The 13,327-nt window shown below is 50.1% G+C and carries 16 protein-coding genes; 15 read left to right on the top strand and 1 reads right to left on the bottom strand.

Going from position 1 to position 13,327, the window contains the following annotated elements:
- Nucleotides 1–50: 50 nt before the first annotated feature.
- The 8 genes from AC3WQ3_RS09455 (at nucleotide 51) to AC3WQ3_RS09420 (ending at nucleotide 5,988) form a co-directional block, all read left to right on the top strand.
- Nucleotides 51–533, top strand: coding sequence for an ArpU family phage packaging/lysis transcriptional regulator (locus AC3WQ3_RS09455; protein ID WP_154892681.1), 483 nt, complete (start codon nucleotides 51–53; stop codon nucleotides 531–533).
- Nucleotides 534–625: 92 nt separating this feature from the next.
- Nucleotides 626–1,024 (top strand): GAF domain-containing protein, encoded by a 399-nt coding sequence (locus tag AC3WQ3_RS09450; protein ID WP_492472084.1) that lies wholly within the window; start codon nucleotides 626–628, stop codon nucleotides 1,022–1,024.
- Nucleotides 961–2,280, top strand: coding sequence for a GAF domain-containing sensor histidine kinase (locus tag AC3WQ3_RS09445; protein ID WP_492472083.1), 1,320 nt, complete (start codon nucleotides 961–963; stop codon nucleotides 2,278–2,280). Before AC3WQ3_RS09450 ends, AC3WQ3_RS09445 begins: the two co-directional genes overlap by 64 nt.
- A gap of 17 nt (nucleotides 2,281–2,297) precedes the next feature.
- Nucleotides 2,298–3,035 (top strand): response regulator, encoded by a 738-nt coding sequence (locus tag AC3WQ3_RS09440; protein WP_492472082.1) that lies wholly within the window; start codon nucleotides 2,298–2,300, stop codon nucleotides 3,033–3,035.
- Between the two features lie 182 nt (nucleotides 3,036–3,217).
- Nucleotides 3,218–3,793: an NADPH-dependent FMN reductase gene (locus AC3WQ3_RS09435; RefSeq protein ID WP_127538081.1), complete on the top strand. Its 576-nt coding sequence runs from the start codon at nucleotides 3,218–3,220 to the stop codon at nucleotides 3,791–3,793.
- Nucleotides 3,794–3,809: 16 nt separating this feature from the next.
- The gene (locus tag AC3WQ3_RS09430) at nucleotides 3,810–4,265 is read left to right on the top strand and encodes a VOC family protein (RefSeq protein ID WP_492472081.1); all 456 of its coding nucleotides are present in this window, start codon (nucleotides 3,810–3,812) and stop codon (nucleotides 4,263–4,265) included.
- Nucleotides 4,266–4,283: 18 nt separating this feature from the next.
- A complete protein-coding gene (locus tag AC3WQ3_RS09425; RefSeq protein WP_492472080.1) occupies nucleotides 4,284–4,919 on the top strand; it encodes a VOC family protein in 636 nt (211 codons plus the stop codon).
- A 118-nt stretch (nucleotides 4,920–5,037) separates the two neighbouring features.
- Complete coding sequence (locus AC3WQ3_RS09420; protein ID WP_492472079.1) at nucleotides 5,038–5,988, top strand: hypothetical protein; 951 nt, start codon at nucleotides 5,038–5,040, stop codon at nucleotides 5,986–5,988.
- Between the two features lie 122 nt (nucleotides 5,989–6,110).
- Here AC3WQ3_RS09420 and AC3WQ3_RS09415 read toward each other — a convergent pair whose 3' ends face one another.
- Nucleotides 6,111–6,584 carry a hypothetical protein gene (locus tag AC3WQ3_RS09415; RefSeq protein WP_492472078.1) on the bottom strand — a complete coding sequence of 158 codons (474 nt, stop codon included), beginning with the start codon at nucleotides 6,582–6,584 and terminating at the stop codon, nucleotides 6,111–6,113.
- Nucleotides 6,585–6,915: 331 nt separating this feature from the next.
- On the opposite strand from AC3WQ3_RS09415, the gene AC3WQ3_RS09410 reads away from it, so the two are divergent.
- The 7 genes from AC3WQ3_RS09410 to AC3WQ3_RS09380 all read left to right on the top strand — a co-directional run bounded on the left by AC3WQ3_RS09410 (nucleotide 6,916) and on the right by AC3WQ3_RS09380 (nucleotide 12,999).
- The gene (locus AC3WQ3_RS09410) at nucleotides 6,916–8,709 is read left to right on the top strand and encodes a DUF4127 family protein (protein WP_492472077.1); all 1,794 of its coding nucleotides are present in this window, start codon (nucleotides 6,916–6,918) and stop codon (nucleotides 8,707–8,709) included.
- Between the two features lie 289 nt (nucleotides 8,710–8,998).
- Nucleotides 8,999–9,196, top strand: a complete 198-nt coding sequence (locus AC3WQ3_RS09405) for a hypothetical protein (RefSeq protein ID WP_492472076.1) — start codon at nucleotides 8,999–9,001, stop codon at nucleotides 9,194–9,196.
- Entirely contained in the window at nucleotides 9,183–10,139 is a 957-nt protein-coding gene (locus AC3WQ3_RS09400; protein WP_492472075.1) for a hypothetical protein, read from the top strand. Before AC3WQ3_RS09405 ends, AC3WQ3_RS09400 begins: the two co-directional genes overlap by 14 nt.
- An 81-nt stretch (nucleotides 10,140–10,220) precedes the next feature.
- The gene (locus tag AC3WQ3_RS09395; protein WP_492472074.1) at nucleotides 10,221–10,409 is read left to right on the top strand and encodes a YqzN/YkzM domain-containing protein; all 189 of its coding nucleotides are present in this window, start codon (nucleotides 10,221–10,223) and stop codon (nucleotides 10,407–10,409) included.
- Nucleotides 10,409–11,872, top strand: a complete 1,464-nt coding sequence (locus tag AC3WQ3_RS09390) for a phage tail sheath family protein (protein WP_492472073.1) — start codon at nucleotides 10,409–10,411, stop codon at nucleotides 11,870–11,872. Before AC3WQ3_RS09395 ends, AC3WQ3_RS09390 begins: the two co-directional genes overlap by 1 nt.
- Before the next feature lie 112 nt (nucleotides 11,873–11,984).
- A complete protein-coding gene (locus AC3WQ3_RS09385; protein WP_095288940.1) occupies nucleotides 11,985–12,392 on the top strand; it encodes a phage tail tube protein in 408 nt (135 codons plus the stop codon).
- Between the two features lie 172 nt (nucleotides 12,393–12,564).
- Entirely contained in the window at nucleotides 12,565–12,999 is a 435-nt protein-coding gene (locus AC3WQ3_RS09380) for a phage tail assembly chaperone (RefSeq protein ID WP_095288941.1), read from the top strand.
- The last annotated feature ends 328 nt before the right edge of the window (nucleotides 13,000–13,327 follow it).

The raw sequence follows: 13,327 nt of genomic DNA, 5'->3' as shown, positions 1-13,327 counted from the left end.
AAGCTTAGCGTGTTTCATTTTAGACCAAACCCTTAAGGAGGAGAATGAATATGGAATTATTGCTGCCTGAACTGGATCGACGCAAAACGCAAACGGCCGTGGAGGCTGCGCTGGAGAAATACCGAATTTATAAAACGATTGCCTTTGAAGAACGTGAGGTCATGGTCACGGCGAGTTACACGGAGCGTTTCCATGGGCCTACTAATGTCACAGGGGATTCAACCGCCAGAACGGCGATCTACAATGTGGATGTACAGCGTGCACGTCAGGCGTATTGCGATACAATTGATTATATCGTGTCTCGTCTGAGTGAGAAGGAACGGATACTGGTTTGTGAACGGTACCTGAAAGATGATGACGTGTTTGATTACAAGGTGTACAACCATGTATTTGATCCGCCTGTGAGCAAGGATACGTATACCAAAATCAGAACCCGTGCCTTCTATAAAATGGCCCTTGCCTTATCCGATCGGGGACTGATCAATGTGGAGCCGCTGTCCATATCCCGCAAGAGCCGCCAAAAGCTCGGTTAAAACGATTGGAAGTTCGTCCTTTAAACTCCTGAAATGATTGTATACAATAATGAAACAACAACACTTCGATGGAACAAAGGAGAGAAATCCGCATGCCGCAAGATTCCGGAATGCAGGAAATGTACACGCTGAAAACCATTGCGGAGACGCTGAACACATCCAATGATCTGAGCCCGATGCTGGATACGGTAGTAGGCAAGCTGCTGGAGCTGACGGGACTTACGACAGGCTGGGTGTTTCTCATTCGTGAGGGCGGAGAATATTCATGTGTATCGGACTATAACCTGCCACCGGCTCTGCTTCATCAAGACAAGGAGCCCATGCGCTGTGGAGCATGCTGGTGTGTAAACCGTTTCCGGGATGGTAGACTCGATAATGCCGTCAACATTATTAACTGCAAACGGCTTGAGGATGCCACGGAGCATCAGTGGGAGATACGCGTGACATCACCCATCATGCAACGGTTCCGCTGCGATCGGGTGAGAAAATGATAGGATTGCTCAACGTTGCCGCACCAGGCAAAGAGCATTTTAGTGAAGGGGAGCTGGCGCTTCTGCAGGCCGTAGCCTATCAAATTGGAAGTGCCATGGAGCGCATGCGATTATATCGCGGTGAGCAGAGAAGAGCGGATCAGTATGCCAGGCTGGGGGAGTTCAGCAGAGCGCTGGGGCTGGAACTGAACGAGTGCAGCAATGCTGACGATATGGCCAGGACGGTGGTCAAGCTGCTTGGACAGCATTACGAATGGCCATTTGTCGCTCTGATAGCTCAAAAAAATGGAACTCTAAGCATACAAACGGCGCATGCCAGTGCCTTGGAAGACTCAGTGCTAGTTAGCGAGATACCGCCGGAGACGGATCGCCTACTACAACGTGTGATTCAATCACATCGCGCCGAAATATTGTCAGCAGCCGAGATGGTAGAATTGTCTCAGGTTTGCGGCACAAGGCCTCCTGATTCCGTTATGTCGTCAGGTCTGGCTGCTGCCATACCACTCAGCCCTCCCGGGGAAACAGCCGTGCTGGTCGCCCAGCTTGGTTCAGAAGTGGATTATCTTCTGTCAGACCGCGAGGTTATGGATGCGCTGGCAGAACATATTACAGCTTCTTGGGAAAGTCTGAGACTCGTCGAGAAGAGCCGTGAATTAACCCGTCTGGAGGAGCGAAACCGATTGGCTCGGGATCTGCATGATTCGGTAAACCAAATATTGTTCTCGCTCTCGTTGACCGCCAAGGGAGCAGAGAGCATGTTGTCCGGTACGGCAGCTGAAGCCATGAGAGATATCCGTTCGTTATCCCAAGAAGCTCTGAAGGAAATGCGAGCGCTGATCATGCAGCTTCGTCCCGCCGGACTCGAATCCGGTCTGCTAAGTGCACTGCAGGAGTATGGTACGAGCCAGGGGCTGCAGGTCGTCGTCAACCGAACCGGCATGCGCAGCCTGCCTCGCAGTATAGAAGAGGGGTTATGGCGAATTGGACAGGAAGCCCTGAATAATGTACGCAAACATGCGGAAGTTACAGCGGCAGATATTACTCTCCAGCTAGGGGATACCGAAGCCGTGTTTATTGTTAAGGATCGGGGAAAAGGTGGAGCCAAAAGAAAGCAACCCCTGCCTGCCCGTTCGCTCGGTCTGTCCATTATGAAAGAGCGGGCGCAGTCGCTGGGAGGCAAGCTGGAGCTTATAAGTTCATCCCGTACGGGAACATCGGTAACGGTAGTTATTCCACTCCCGTCCGAATTGGGTTAATGTCAGGGGGAGACAGCATGCCGATTACAATTTTGCTCGCAGATGATCATGCCATGGTAAGACGTGGACTTCACGTGTTTTTGTCCACACAGACGGATATGAAAGTGGTAGGGGAAGCCTCCAATGGGCAGGAGGCGATTGAACAGGCAGAGAAGCTGCAGCCCGATGTGGTGCTCATGGATCTGCATATGCCTGTGCTGGACGGGATCGAAACCGCCAGACGCCTGCGTACGCTTTTGCCTGGAATTCGCGTTATTGTGCTTACGTCGTTTTCGGATCAGGATCACGTTATACCTGCCGTGCGGGCTGGGGTCAAAGGGTATCTGATGAAGGATATTGAACCCGAGGATCTTGCCGTTGCGATAAGGAATGTGCATGCAGGACAGGCCCAGCTTCATCCTGCCGCGGCTGGTCAGTTAATGCATGTGATGGCTTCATCTGACATACCATTAAAAGCGCAGGATACTGTACGCACAGATTCAGCAGCACACGGGAAAGTTCAGAATTATGAGAAGCTTAAGCAGCCTTTACCTTTACAAAGCGAAGAAACTTCGCCGAGTCTGGATGCGCTGACCCGCCGCGAGCAAGAGGTCTTGGCCCTTATTGCACAGGGACTCAGCAACAAGGAGATTGCGGTTCAGCTCGTAATAACAGAGAAAACGGTAAAAACACATGTCAGTCATCTGCTGGATAAATTGGGATTGGCCGATCGTACGCAAGCAGCCATCCATGCCGTGAAGAACGGCTGGGTCTGATTGATTCGATCCCCTTCTCAGCCTAAAGTCGTAGAAACTCAACCGAAAGGTTGGGTTTTTTTGTGCTGCAAGTTAAGTCTATCTGCTGACGATATGGAAGAAGAAGCAAGGTAAGATAGAGACAGAAGAGATGAAGGTTGATCATGGAATACCAACCCAAAAAAGGGAGGAGCGTGACATAGATGAAGATCATCGTATTGGCAGGAAGCAACCGAAAGAATGCAACCAGTACACGTTTGGGGGAATATGCGGTCGAAGTCATGCGCAACCAGGGTCATGAGGCGAGCCTGTTTGATCTGTATCAGACACCCGTTCCATTCTACGCACCGGATGAGAAGCAGGCAGAGGATCACAACCTGGCAGAACTCAACTCGCGCATGCTCGCGGCGGACGCCATTATTTTATCAACGCCAGAGTATCACGGCAGCATCAGCGGGGTGCTCAAAAATGCGCTGGATCATCTGAGCCAGGCTCACTTTAGTGGCAAACCGGTCTTGTCGATCAGCTCAGCGGGAGGAGCGGTGGGGGTTAGTTCTCTTTTGCAGCTGCAGGCCATCGTTCGCAATCTGCACGGGATTAATGCACAGGAATGGATCTCCATTGGGGGTGCGCAGCGCAGGCGGTTTGAAGCAACCTTTGACGGATATGAGGAATATGAAGGCAGCCAGGACATCGAGGATCGGATTCAGCGAGTGATTGGTTCGTTCCTGAGCCTGGCCCAGACATTGACATCTGCACGGAAATCATCCGAAAGCTGAGAAAGAGGTAATGAACATGATTAAAGGCATATTTGAAACACATCTGAACGTCACGAATCTGGAGAGATCACATCACTTTTATGAACAGATTCTCGGTTTGCCGCATGCTTATGGGCAGAAGGATCGCGGTAACTCATTTTACTGGATTGGTGGAGCGGGGAATGCCATGCTGGGGCTGTGGGAAAAAGAACCGGAGCTGGTGCAGCGGCAGCATTTTGCCTTTCACGTATCGCTGGAGGACATGAAGCATGCTGTCACATATCTTGAGGGTAAAGGGATTACGACGCACAACTTCCTTGATGATGATATCGGTGAGCTGTATGTATTCGGCTGGATGCCGGCTGTATCGGTATATTTCACGGACCCGGATGGTCATTCTCTTGAATTCATATCCATGCTTCCGGATGAAGCGAAGCCGGAGCTGGGTATGGTGCCATGGAGTACATGGGAGAAGCTGCACGGACGGGCGTGATCGAGAGGAGGCAGTCAGATGCTATTTAAAGAAGTGAAGCTGCACACCACTCGTTTGGCTGAGATTAAACATTTCTATAGAGATACGCTCGGACTGAAAGTGGCCGATGACTCCGATTCTTCATTCACATTGCAGATCGGATGCACAAAAATGATATTTTTACACAGTGAAATGGAGCACGAGCCCTTCTATCACTTTGCCTGGATGATTCCTAAGAATCGTTTTCAGGAGGCCAAAGCCTGGGCAGCGGCACGGGTAGAGCTCAGTACGCAGGATGGAGAGGATGAAACCTTTTCAGAGAACTGGAATTCCCATTCGCTCTATTTCGAGGATCCCGCTGGTAACATTCTGGAGCTGATTGCTCATCACAATACCCATCATAAGAGTGAACGTCCTTTCTCGGCGGACGATCTGCTGCAAGTGTGCGAGGTGGGGCTTGTATCAGAGGACGTATTGTCCACGGTAGGAGAATTGGAGCAAATGGGCTTAAACCAATGGGCAGCGATAAGTGAAACCTTTGCCCCGATCGGAGACGTGAATGGTCTGTTTATTGTCGTGAAAAAGGAACGGATCTGGTTCTTCTCGGAGCAAAAAGCACAACGATTCCCGCTCGAAGTTGTCGTACAAGGTGTCGGCAGACTACAGTTTGGGTAAATGATTGAATCTGGGAAGCGAAACGGGCATATATGCACGATTTGATTCATTTTATAGAAGTAAACACAATGTAAACATGGTGTAATACATTTAAATTCGGTGAAGGAGTGATGACGTTATGGATCGACGTTTGTTGGAAGAGGGTCTGAGGGTCATCGTTTCGAGTCGGGAGCGCACAGGTGACCTCTGGCATGCCCACTATGGAGCAGGAGCAATAGCCGCTTATTTCTGGGTTCGGGAAAATCGTCTGTCTTCCCTTGCGGCAGGCAGCGTTACCGCAGAGGCGAAAGCCATGCTTCGCAAACACGGAGTAGATCAGAAGCCACAATCTGCCCATGGTGAAATACTCGAACGGGAAGAAGCCGAGGCGCGGATCACAGAAGCGCTGGATCGTACGATTGGAGAACTTCACTGGGTTGGACACCAAGCAATCTATGGCGCCCTTACGCTGAAAGCCATTCGCGAGCTGGATGGCTGGGGCACTGAGCAGGATATCGAACGGATGGTGGAGCTAATCGATTCATTTGAGAAGACCATACCGGGCAGATCGTGGCTGAACACAACGGTTAAGGAAATCCGCAGTCTGAAGATAGATGATACGGATGAATTTCCTCGTATTGAAGGACCGGAGCAGCTGTCCCGGTTGATTCTGGATGAGCTAGGGGCTTTCCCGGCGATCTATCAGGCCGAGTCCCATCATGATCTGATCGGTCATATGCTGACCTACGGCCATGCACTCAATATCTTGCATGAGCTGGGTTATCCGGCACTGTTCCACAAAGGAATCCCACCGTTTCTGACGATGATAAAGGCCCTACGATTGAGCCGGGAAGCGGTGAGTGAAGATGGACAGTGGACATTGCAATCTCCGGTTGACGTGCTGCCGCTGGTTCCTGCCGAACGTTCGACGGCTCTGCCGCACGAGCTGGAATACTGGCACACCGACCGTCGATCCCGCGATTGGAACGCAGGCCATGTGTTCAAATTTCCGTTCAGCTTCTATCATCATACAAGAAACGGGAATTCGTTCCCGGAGAGCTGGGAGAATTTCCGGTATATTATTGCTTAAATATAAAATGTTAAAAGACGCTCGCTCATGGCATTAAAGGATGCATAGTGAACGATGGCAAACATATAAATGATGAAGAGCACTGCCTGAAATGGCGGTGCTCTTTTTTGGTTTTAACGAGGCTAGAATTCAAGGATAAACAGGATAAGAAAGACACCGGAGAAGAGTAGGAAGGGACGTTTAATGGAAGGTTTGTGAGCAGCCCAGACACCCCAGGAACTCATAACTGAGATACTTTCCCAGAACACTAATAATGGGATGCCTTCAGGTGTAAACGGAAAGGAAAGTCCTGGCAGCCGGGAAGTTCCTGAACCCATAAGAACAGCAGTCATATACACGGGGATGAGGGATAGGAGCATATAGAGCAGGGTTTGCAGCCAAAAGAAATAGATCTTCAGCACACGTAAGAGGATAACTGTAAGCAAATAAAACAGTATAACAACGGACGAAAATGTTGCAGCAGTCCATCCAAGAAGGGGGACGGTCAATACGTTCGTTTCCTGATAGAGAATGTACATCGTCATGGTGTACATAACGGGTCCTGCCATATAACAGGGGATGGCTATCCACAAATAGAACCAATCCGATGTTTTCATAATATCCATCCTTTTCACGGTCTTGTTTATATGTACTAAACGTACAATATAAGCATAAAGTTTGATGATCGTAACAGAGATTACTTGGAACCGACTTTTCACCTCCCGGAGGGCGACGACAATCAGACGGAAACCGTACCTTTCACCGTCAGCAGAGCCGGAAAAAGGGTGTAAGATTGTATTATCGGATTAGCAGCAAGGGACACAGCCGATAGCACATACGCTAATGTACAGCCGGCCTGGGGGCCGGTTTTTTGATGCGGTGATGGTGAGCCTGCTCTAATCGGGTACTTATGTAAGACTGAATTTAATAAACAGGAGGTTACGTGATATGAAAACCGTATTGTATGTTCCACTGGATGACCGCCCAGCTAACTTGGATGACGTCATTGTTCAAGGGAAGGCAGCAGGCATCCATATCGTTACGCCGAACCTGGGTGATATTCAAAACCGACTCGATGCGGAAAAAACGACAGAAGGCACAACACTGCTCGGCACATCTGCACCTACGTATGGTATTCCGACCAATATCTATACGTTTATTCTGCAGCATGCTGCCCAAGTCGATGGATTCATTATCTCATCTGATATGCTGGCCTATGGCGGTTTGATTGGCAGTCGTCAGCTACGGGAAGACGGGGGAGACGCTTATCCTTACTACGATGAAGAAACGACGCGTCTGCTCAATGTGATTCAAGTGATCAAGGAGAAATATCCGCGTAAACCGGTGTATGTCATGGATACGGTAATGCGGCTGGCGACCACTTCATTTGCAGACGGTCTTGCGCTCGACGCCTACAACGAGTCCCGTGCACTCATGCAGCAGCCGCGTCAGGTCTATACCGAGTTTGAGGACATTATTAACGGCTACAACCTGTCGCCAGATGGTGCGGAGTATGGTGAAACGACTTTTTTCAATAAAGAGCAATACTACAACACCAGACAGCACAAGTTCAAAACAAACCTATACATTCTGGATCAGCTGGCCCGCAAAGGGTACATTGATTTCCTCGCTGTAGGTGTCGACGATGCAAATACACAGGGGGTTCAGATTAACGAGATTAACTATGTTGAAGCACGAATTAACGAATGGCTGGGGGGAACTGACGGACAAAATCCCGAACGGGCCATCATCCTTCCGGACGCGGACGGTCTCGGTCATGCCCTTGTGGCGCGGATGGCGAATCAGCTGCTGCGAGGCGGCGCGAAAACACGCTACGCTGTGAATTATTACGGCCCTCACGGCTCCACAATTATTAATACCTATGAATATATGGACGTTCACGAGAATGTAGCTCGTCACATTGATATTGTAGGCGGGGTGCTGGTAGCAGATGCGGCTTACCCAGGAGATGCTGAGGGAACCACTTCGCTTGACATGTCCTCGGAACTGGATCGCATGACCAACGGGCCTTCAGGAAAGCCGGGACCAAAGCCAGGTGTGGATATCGAGATTATTGCGATTACGGCGCTGGATCAGGTCCAAGCCGCGGTTGAACGGCTGACGAGTATTAGTGAGCAAGGATTGCCGGCGGTGCTGATTGATTTTGTCGGAAAAGGACCAGCGAATGTGGATGTAGCGGAAGCGCTGCTGAACAGTCCATATACCGGCCGGGTTCTGGGTTATAGCGCCTGGAATACACCGGGGAACAAGATTGGCCTTGCCGTAGGCATGGGACAATCCCGATATGCTTTTGTTACCACAGAAAAGCGCGCTTCTGCTCTTCACGATGCTGTTGATGCGCATGGATCATTGCTGTTCAAACGGTTCCTGAAAGATTACTACTATAAAGCTGTAGCGATCGCGGATATCCGCACGTACTCCAGAGCACACGCGCTCTATACCAATGTGGCTACCCTTGCGGACCAGAATATGGTGCTGTTCAATTCCGAGGAAGATTATGCTCACCTGCAGACGCTGCTTCGGGATCTGATGCAGACGTACACCGCGGGTCTCGCAAGCAAAACGGCCTTTGCTCAAGGTAATGTGGCGATCAACCAAATCCGCAACTGCGATGTGTTGTATGCGAAATATTGCCATGCTGTACTCGACTATGCAAATCCGGATTTCATCTGGGGACGTGCATTTGAAATTACATTGAGTCCGCAAGTTACGTTGAGATAATGTGAACCTATAAACTTTACACTAAACCGTTACGATTGCAGAATCATCTTACGATCACTGTTATCCCCGGATTTTTGTGATTCTCTTCTCTGAAGGGAAAAATTCGGTGATAAACGCGACCGCTCTGCTTCTCCAGACTGATTCTGCACTCTTTGTTCTCGTGTAAATGTTTCAGTTCATCTTATAACCTGAGAAACGAGGACTCGTCTTTTTTCCGCCGAAGACACGCCTTAAACCACACTGAAGTCATCCGATTCACCGTCCGCACTAAGAAGAAAAGGGTGTAAGATTGTATTATCGGATCAATCGCAAACGGACACACACCGAAAGCTCATACGCTTATGTACAGATCGGCCAAGAGGCCGGTCTTTTTGATGCGGTGATTCGTGTCCGGCCATTGATCTCGGTATTTATCATTTACTCAGTCACTGAGAACAAGGGGGAGTCCGGCGCTGCCGCATGGCATCTGCATCATGCGAGCAGATGACAAGAGTGCAGCTGAAGGGGGCGAAATGAATGTGTCTATCCAAAGTAAAACAAACGTTACAGCTATAGGGGCAAATCAAATGAGTGTGGCTGTTAGACAGACGCTGAAGCAAAAGCTTGCAGCACTCGTTCCGGCATGGGAAGGCCGGGTGCTGGATGTGCCTGCACAGGGTGAGGCTCTAACAGGGCCTTGTGCGGTCGTTGCTTTTGCTGAAGAAGTACCCAAGTCTGCTTGGGCGGGGTACCGACGAATTATTAAAATCTCTCCGTACGTTCGCCCGGAAGATGGAGGAGCAGAGCAGCTGGAAACCTGGTCCGCGGAGCTGGTAAAAGGACTTCATCAGGTACGGCTGGAGGACGAGAAGGGTGCAGCGTTTACCTGTATCTATTTCGGTTCATCTGACTGCGACCGGGTGGACGCCGGATCAGGTATGATGACACGAAGTCTGCGGTTCGGGATGTATATTCCTGAATCCACCGATGACCATGTTGTTCCAGGTACACCGGATTCCTGGATGGCTGCGCTTCAGGACTGGACACAGTCAGCGCTTGGTTCCGAATGGTCCGTGTATGGTGACGTCTGGCCCGGAGGTTATGAGACGCCTTCCGTGCTGTGGAGATTGACGGGTTACAGCTCAGCTGCAGCGGGCACTTCGGCGCTGGAGATGCGAAAGCAGTGGACGGGACATATCGTTGCTGCAGGTGAAGGGGTCACCCGTCATACCGTTACACGTCTGGTCGAACAACTGGCTGTACAGACCCGTATTGCTCTGGCAAATACAGAGGATACCCGGTACCTGACGGTGGAGGAGGTTTCAGCTGATTTGCAGGCAGATGCCTACCTGAACGGGCAGATTCGTCTGACCCTGCAGCAGCGAATTCGTCGTCCGGGGACGGATGTGCCGTTGATCCGCGAGATTCATCACAGTAAGGGAATCGAATAGTCAGGAATGGCAAGGAATTGTCCCTAGGTTGGAAAAGTATCCGTAATTTAAAGATGAGGTGAAGTGGCAATGGCAAGCACCGTGAAAAAAAGCAAACAGCCTGACCCGCAATATACGCGGGCGGAACTGATGAATCATGCGGAAGCCCTCTTTGCCGTTAAGGCAGAGGTGCTGCATGGTGCGCTGTACGAAGCAGCGGAGCAGACGTTTTCCATTGAGGAAACGCAAGTAAGAATCAACCAATTTATGAAAGCGAAGGTGAAGGGATAATGGCAGGCGGAACATGGGAGCAAACGAATCGTCCGGTCCTTCCGGGCTTATATATGAATTTTCAGGCGGCAGCATCTTCAGCCATTCAGGCTGGCAATCGGGGAACGGTTGTCGTTCCGGTCAAGGCGAACTGGGGTCCAGTGGGAACCTTCGTAGAAGTCGGAAGCGAAGCGGCGATTGAACGTATTTTCTCCGCACATGCGCTGGATAATGGGACAGCGTATACTTCTTTGAAGCTCGCTCTGCTGGGTGGTCCGAAAAAGCTGCTCGCCTATCGGGTAGCGGGAGCCACGGCAAAAGCAGCCAGTCTAACGTTGAAGGACAGCAGCGATGCGGACGTATTACAGTTGGATGCCAAGTATCCGGGAGATCGTGCGAACGGATTCTATGTCACCATTCAGCCGGGTGTAATTGATAACACGAAGCATGAAGTGCGTCTGTTTGAAGGCAACCGGATGCTGTATGCACTCCTGACCGCGGATATCTCGGCAGCATCTCTAGCCAAACAGATGAATGAGGACGAGCGCAATGAGTGGGTAACGGCTCAGGCGATTGGCGATGGTACGGGTGTCGTTGCCACCGTGTCGGGTGCGGCTTTCAAAGGTGGTGCCAGCGGTAATGATGACCTGACCAACGCGGAATATATTGCGGTTCAGGGTGCACTGGAAGGCGAGCAATTCGACGTATTGGCACTGGATCATGCGGCGGATGTACCAATGTTGGCAAGCTTCGCGGCCTGGGTGAAACGTGTACGCAGCGAAGGAAAACCGGTGATGGCCGTATTTGGCGGTTCCATTGCAGATGATACGTCTGCAACCGCTGCACAGAAGGCAGCCGCCCGTTCACTGACTTTGAATCACGAAGGTGTGATCAATGTGGGTACCGGTGTGCGTCTAGGGGATGCGTACTACAGTTCGGCGGAAACATCCGCTTATGTCGCGGGTCTCATCGCTGGACAACGTCTGAATGAATCGACAACGTACGCTCCTTCACCGTTCGATGACGTCACACGTCGCTGGACTCGTGCGGAACAGGAGCAGGCAGTACAGAATGGCGTATTTATTTTCTTCCATGATGGCCGCCAGGTAAAGGCGCTTCGCGGTGTAAATACACTCGTGACGCCTGCTGCCGGACAAAATAACGCATGGAAAAAAATCCGTTCCATTCGTGTGATGGATGCGATTAACACAGACTTGCAGCGTTCTGCGGAAGATACGTATATCGGGAAAGTAAACAATACCGAAGAGGGGCGCCAGGCGCTGATCGGTGCAATGAAGGCCTATCTTGCGCTGCTCGCACAGAGCAATGTGATTGAGGCTGAGGGATATGATGTCATTCTCGACCCAGCCTATTATGGCGCAGCCCCGATCCTGAAACCGGAGGCAGATCAGGTGTTCCTGCAGTGGAATGTGAAGCTGACCGATGTGATGGAGCAGTTGTTTGGTACATTTTACGTGCAATAAGTAGTGTAGAAGAGCGGGACGAGAGCTTTGCTTAGTTATTAGTCAGATTCAGGATTTCGAACCATTTGTTCAACTTATATACATTTGAAAAGATCCCAAGGAGGAATTGTACATGTTGGATGCATCAAGAGTTATTCTCGGTACCCATGGTCAGCTGCATATGGATGGGGTGTGGCAGACGAATATTAACAAGCTGGAAGCTAGTGTGGAAATTGAAAAACGTGAGCTGAATCTGGTCGGCAATGACTGGAAAGTTCACAAAAATGGCGCGAAAAAAGGAACAGGCACAATGACAGGTTACAAAGTTACTTCGGACATGATCCAGCGCGGGTTCACCAAGTTCCAAATCATCTCGAAGCTCGACGATCCAGAGTCCTATGGACATGAGAGTGTTCTGCTGAAGGGCTGCATGGTGGACAAAATCCAGCTCGCAAACTGGACAGCGGGTGAGGAAGTACCGGAGGAAACGGGCTTTACGTTTGAAGGGTTTGAACTGTTGAATCCGATTGTTGCCAATTAAGATCAGGACTGAATCCATAATGAAATTTGTCTGATCAAGCATATGAACAAGTGACTTAACAAAATAGGGGCACACATGCAGGCTGAGAACTCTCGGTCTATTTGTTGTCCCTGATTGTTGAGATGTAGTGATGTAATACCCCAATTGTGAAATGAGAAGGAGATTGTGCCCTATGAGTATGAATGAAAACATGTCCGAAGAACAGATTCTGGATCAGCTGTTTGAAGCAGCAGAACGTTTGCCGGAAGAAAATGTGCGCATTCAGCGCCTGGATCTGCTGTTGACCCTGCGTGGACTGACCTCCTCCAAAGTGGATCAGATTCGCGAACGCTGTACCATCCGTAAAACAACCAAGGGTCGTACCGAGGAGAAGGTAGATACCGAAACCTTTAACGCGCTACTGATCTCCGAAGCCACGGTGAAAATGAATGTCCGCGGTCTGGAACTGTCCGGATGGGGAGATAACCGTATCACAGGTCGCATGAAGCTGTCCGGTGGAGAACAGGCAGTTCGTCGCATGCTACTTGCGGGTGAACTGGATGCCGTAGGCGACAAGGTGCTGGAGCTATCCGGCTTCGGTGTGGAGATTGAAGACCTAAAAAACTGATTCACTCCGGCGGGATGACCACGTTCCTGTATCACATGTGGGTTCGTCACCATCTTCGTCCCGGAGAGTTTTGGGCTTTACCACGCGGGGAACGCTCGCTGTTGATTGCGTTCTCGGAAGAGGAATTAGAAGGTGCTCTAGAAGAATAAAGGCCAATGGAGGTGATCTAGTTTGTTTGAAAATATAGTTAGTGATGGTATTAAATCATTTAGCAGGTTGAGGAATTATATGGGGAAATCCAATAAAAAGAAAGTTTTTAGCTCACCTGCTATAAGTACAATTCATAAAATTGTTTCTAAGAATACGAAATTTAAAAATGATAATACAA

This window comes from Paenibacillus sp. FW104-T2 (assembly GCF_058789975.1).
This window is presented reverse-complemented; position numbering and strand designations above follow the sequence as displayed.

Bases quoted from the DNA above. Each gene is read 5' to 3' on its own strand.
- AC3WQ3_RS09455 (WP_154892681.1), top strand. From the start codon at position 51: ATGGAATTATTGCTGCCTGAACTGGATCGACGCAAAACGCAAACGGCC.
- AC3WQ3_RS09450 (WP_492472084.1), top strand. From the start codon at position 626: ATGCCGCAAGATTCCGGAATGCAGGAAATGTACACGCTGAAAACCATT.
- AC3WQ3_RS09440 (WP_492472082.1), top strand. From the start codon at position 2,298: ATGCCGATTACAATTTTGCTCGCAGATGATCATGCCATGGTAAGACGT.
- AC3WQ3_RS09435 (WP_127538081.1), top strand. From the start codon at position 3,218: ATGAAGATCATCGTATTGGCAGGAAGCAACCGAAAGAATGCAACCAGT.
- AC3WQ3_RS09430 (WP_492472081.1), top strand. From the start codon at position 3,810: ATGATTAAAGGCATATTTGAAACACATCTGAACGTCACGAATCTGGAG.
- AC3WQ3_RS09425 (WP_492472080.1), top strand. From the start codon at position 4,284: ATGCTATTTAAAGAAGTGAAGCTGCACACCACTCGTTTGGCTGAGATT.
- AC3WQ3_RS09420 (WP_492472079.1), top strand. From the start codon at position 5,038: ATGGATCGACGTTTGTTGGAAGAGGGTCTGAGGGTCATCGTTTCGAGT.
- AC3WQ3_RS09415 (WP_492472078.1), bottom strand. From the start codon at position 6,584: ATGAAAACATCGGATTGGTTCTATTTGTGGATAGCCATCCCCTGTTAT.
- AC3WQ3_RS09410 (WP_492472077.1), top strand. From the start codon at position 6,916: ATGAAAACCGTATTGTATGTTCCACTGGATGACCGCCCAGCTAACTTG.
- AC3WQ3_RS09400 (WP_492472075.1), top strand. From the start codon at position 9,183: ATGCGAGCAGATGACAAGAGTGCAGCTGAAGGGGGCGAAATGAATGTG.
- AC3WQ3_RS09390 (WP_492472073.1), top strand. From the start codon at position 10,409: ATGGCAGGCGGAACATGGGAGCAAACGAATCGTCCGGTCCTTCCGGGC.
- AC3WQ3_RS09385 (WP_095288940.1), top strand. From the start codon at position 11,985: ATGTTGGATGCATCAAGAGTTATTCTCGGTACCCATGGTCAGCTGCAT.
- AC3WQ3_RS09380 (WP_095288941.1), top strand. From the start codon at position 12,565: ATGAGTATGAATGAAAACATGTCCGAAGAACAGATTCTGGATCAGCTG.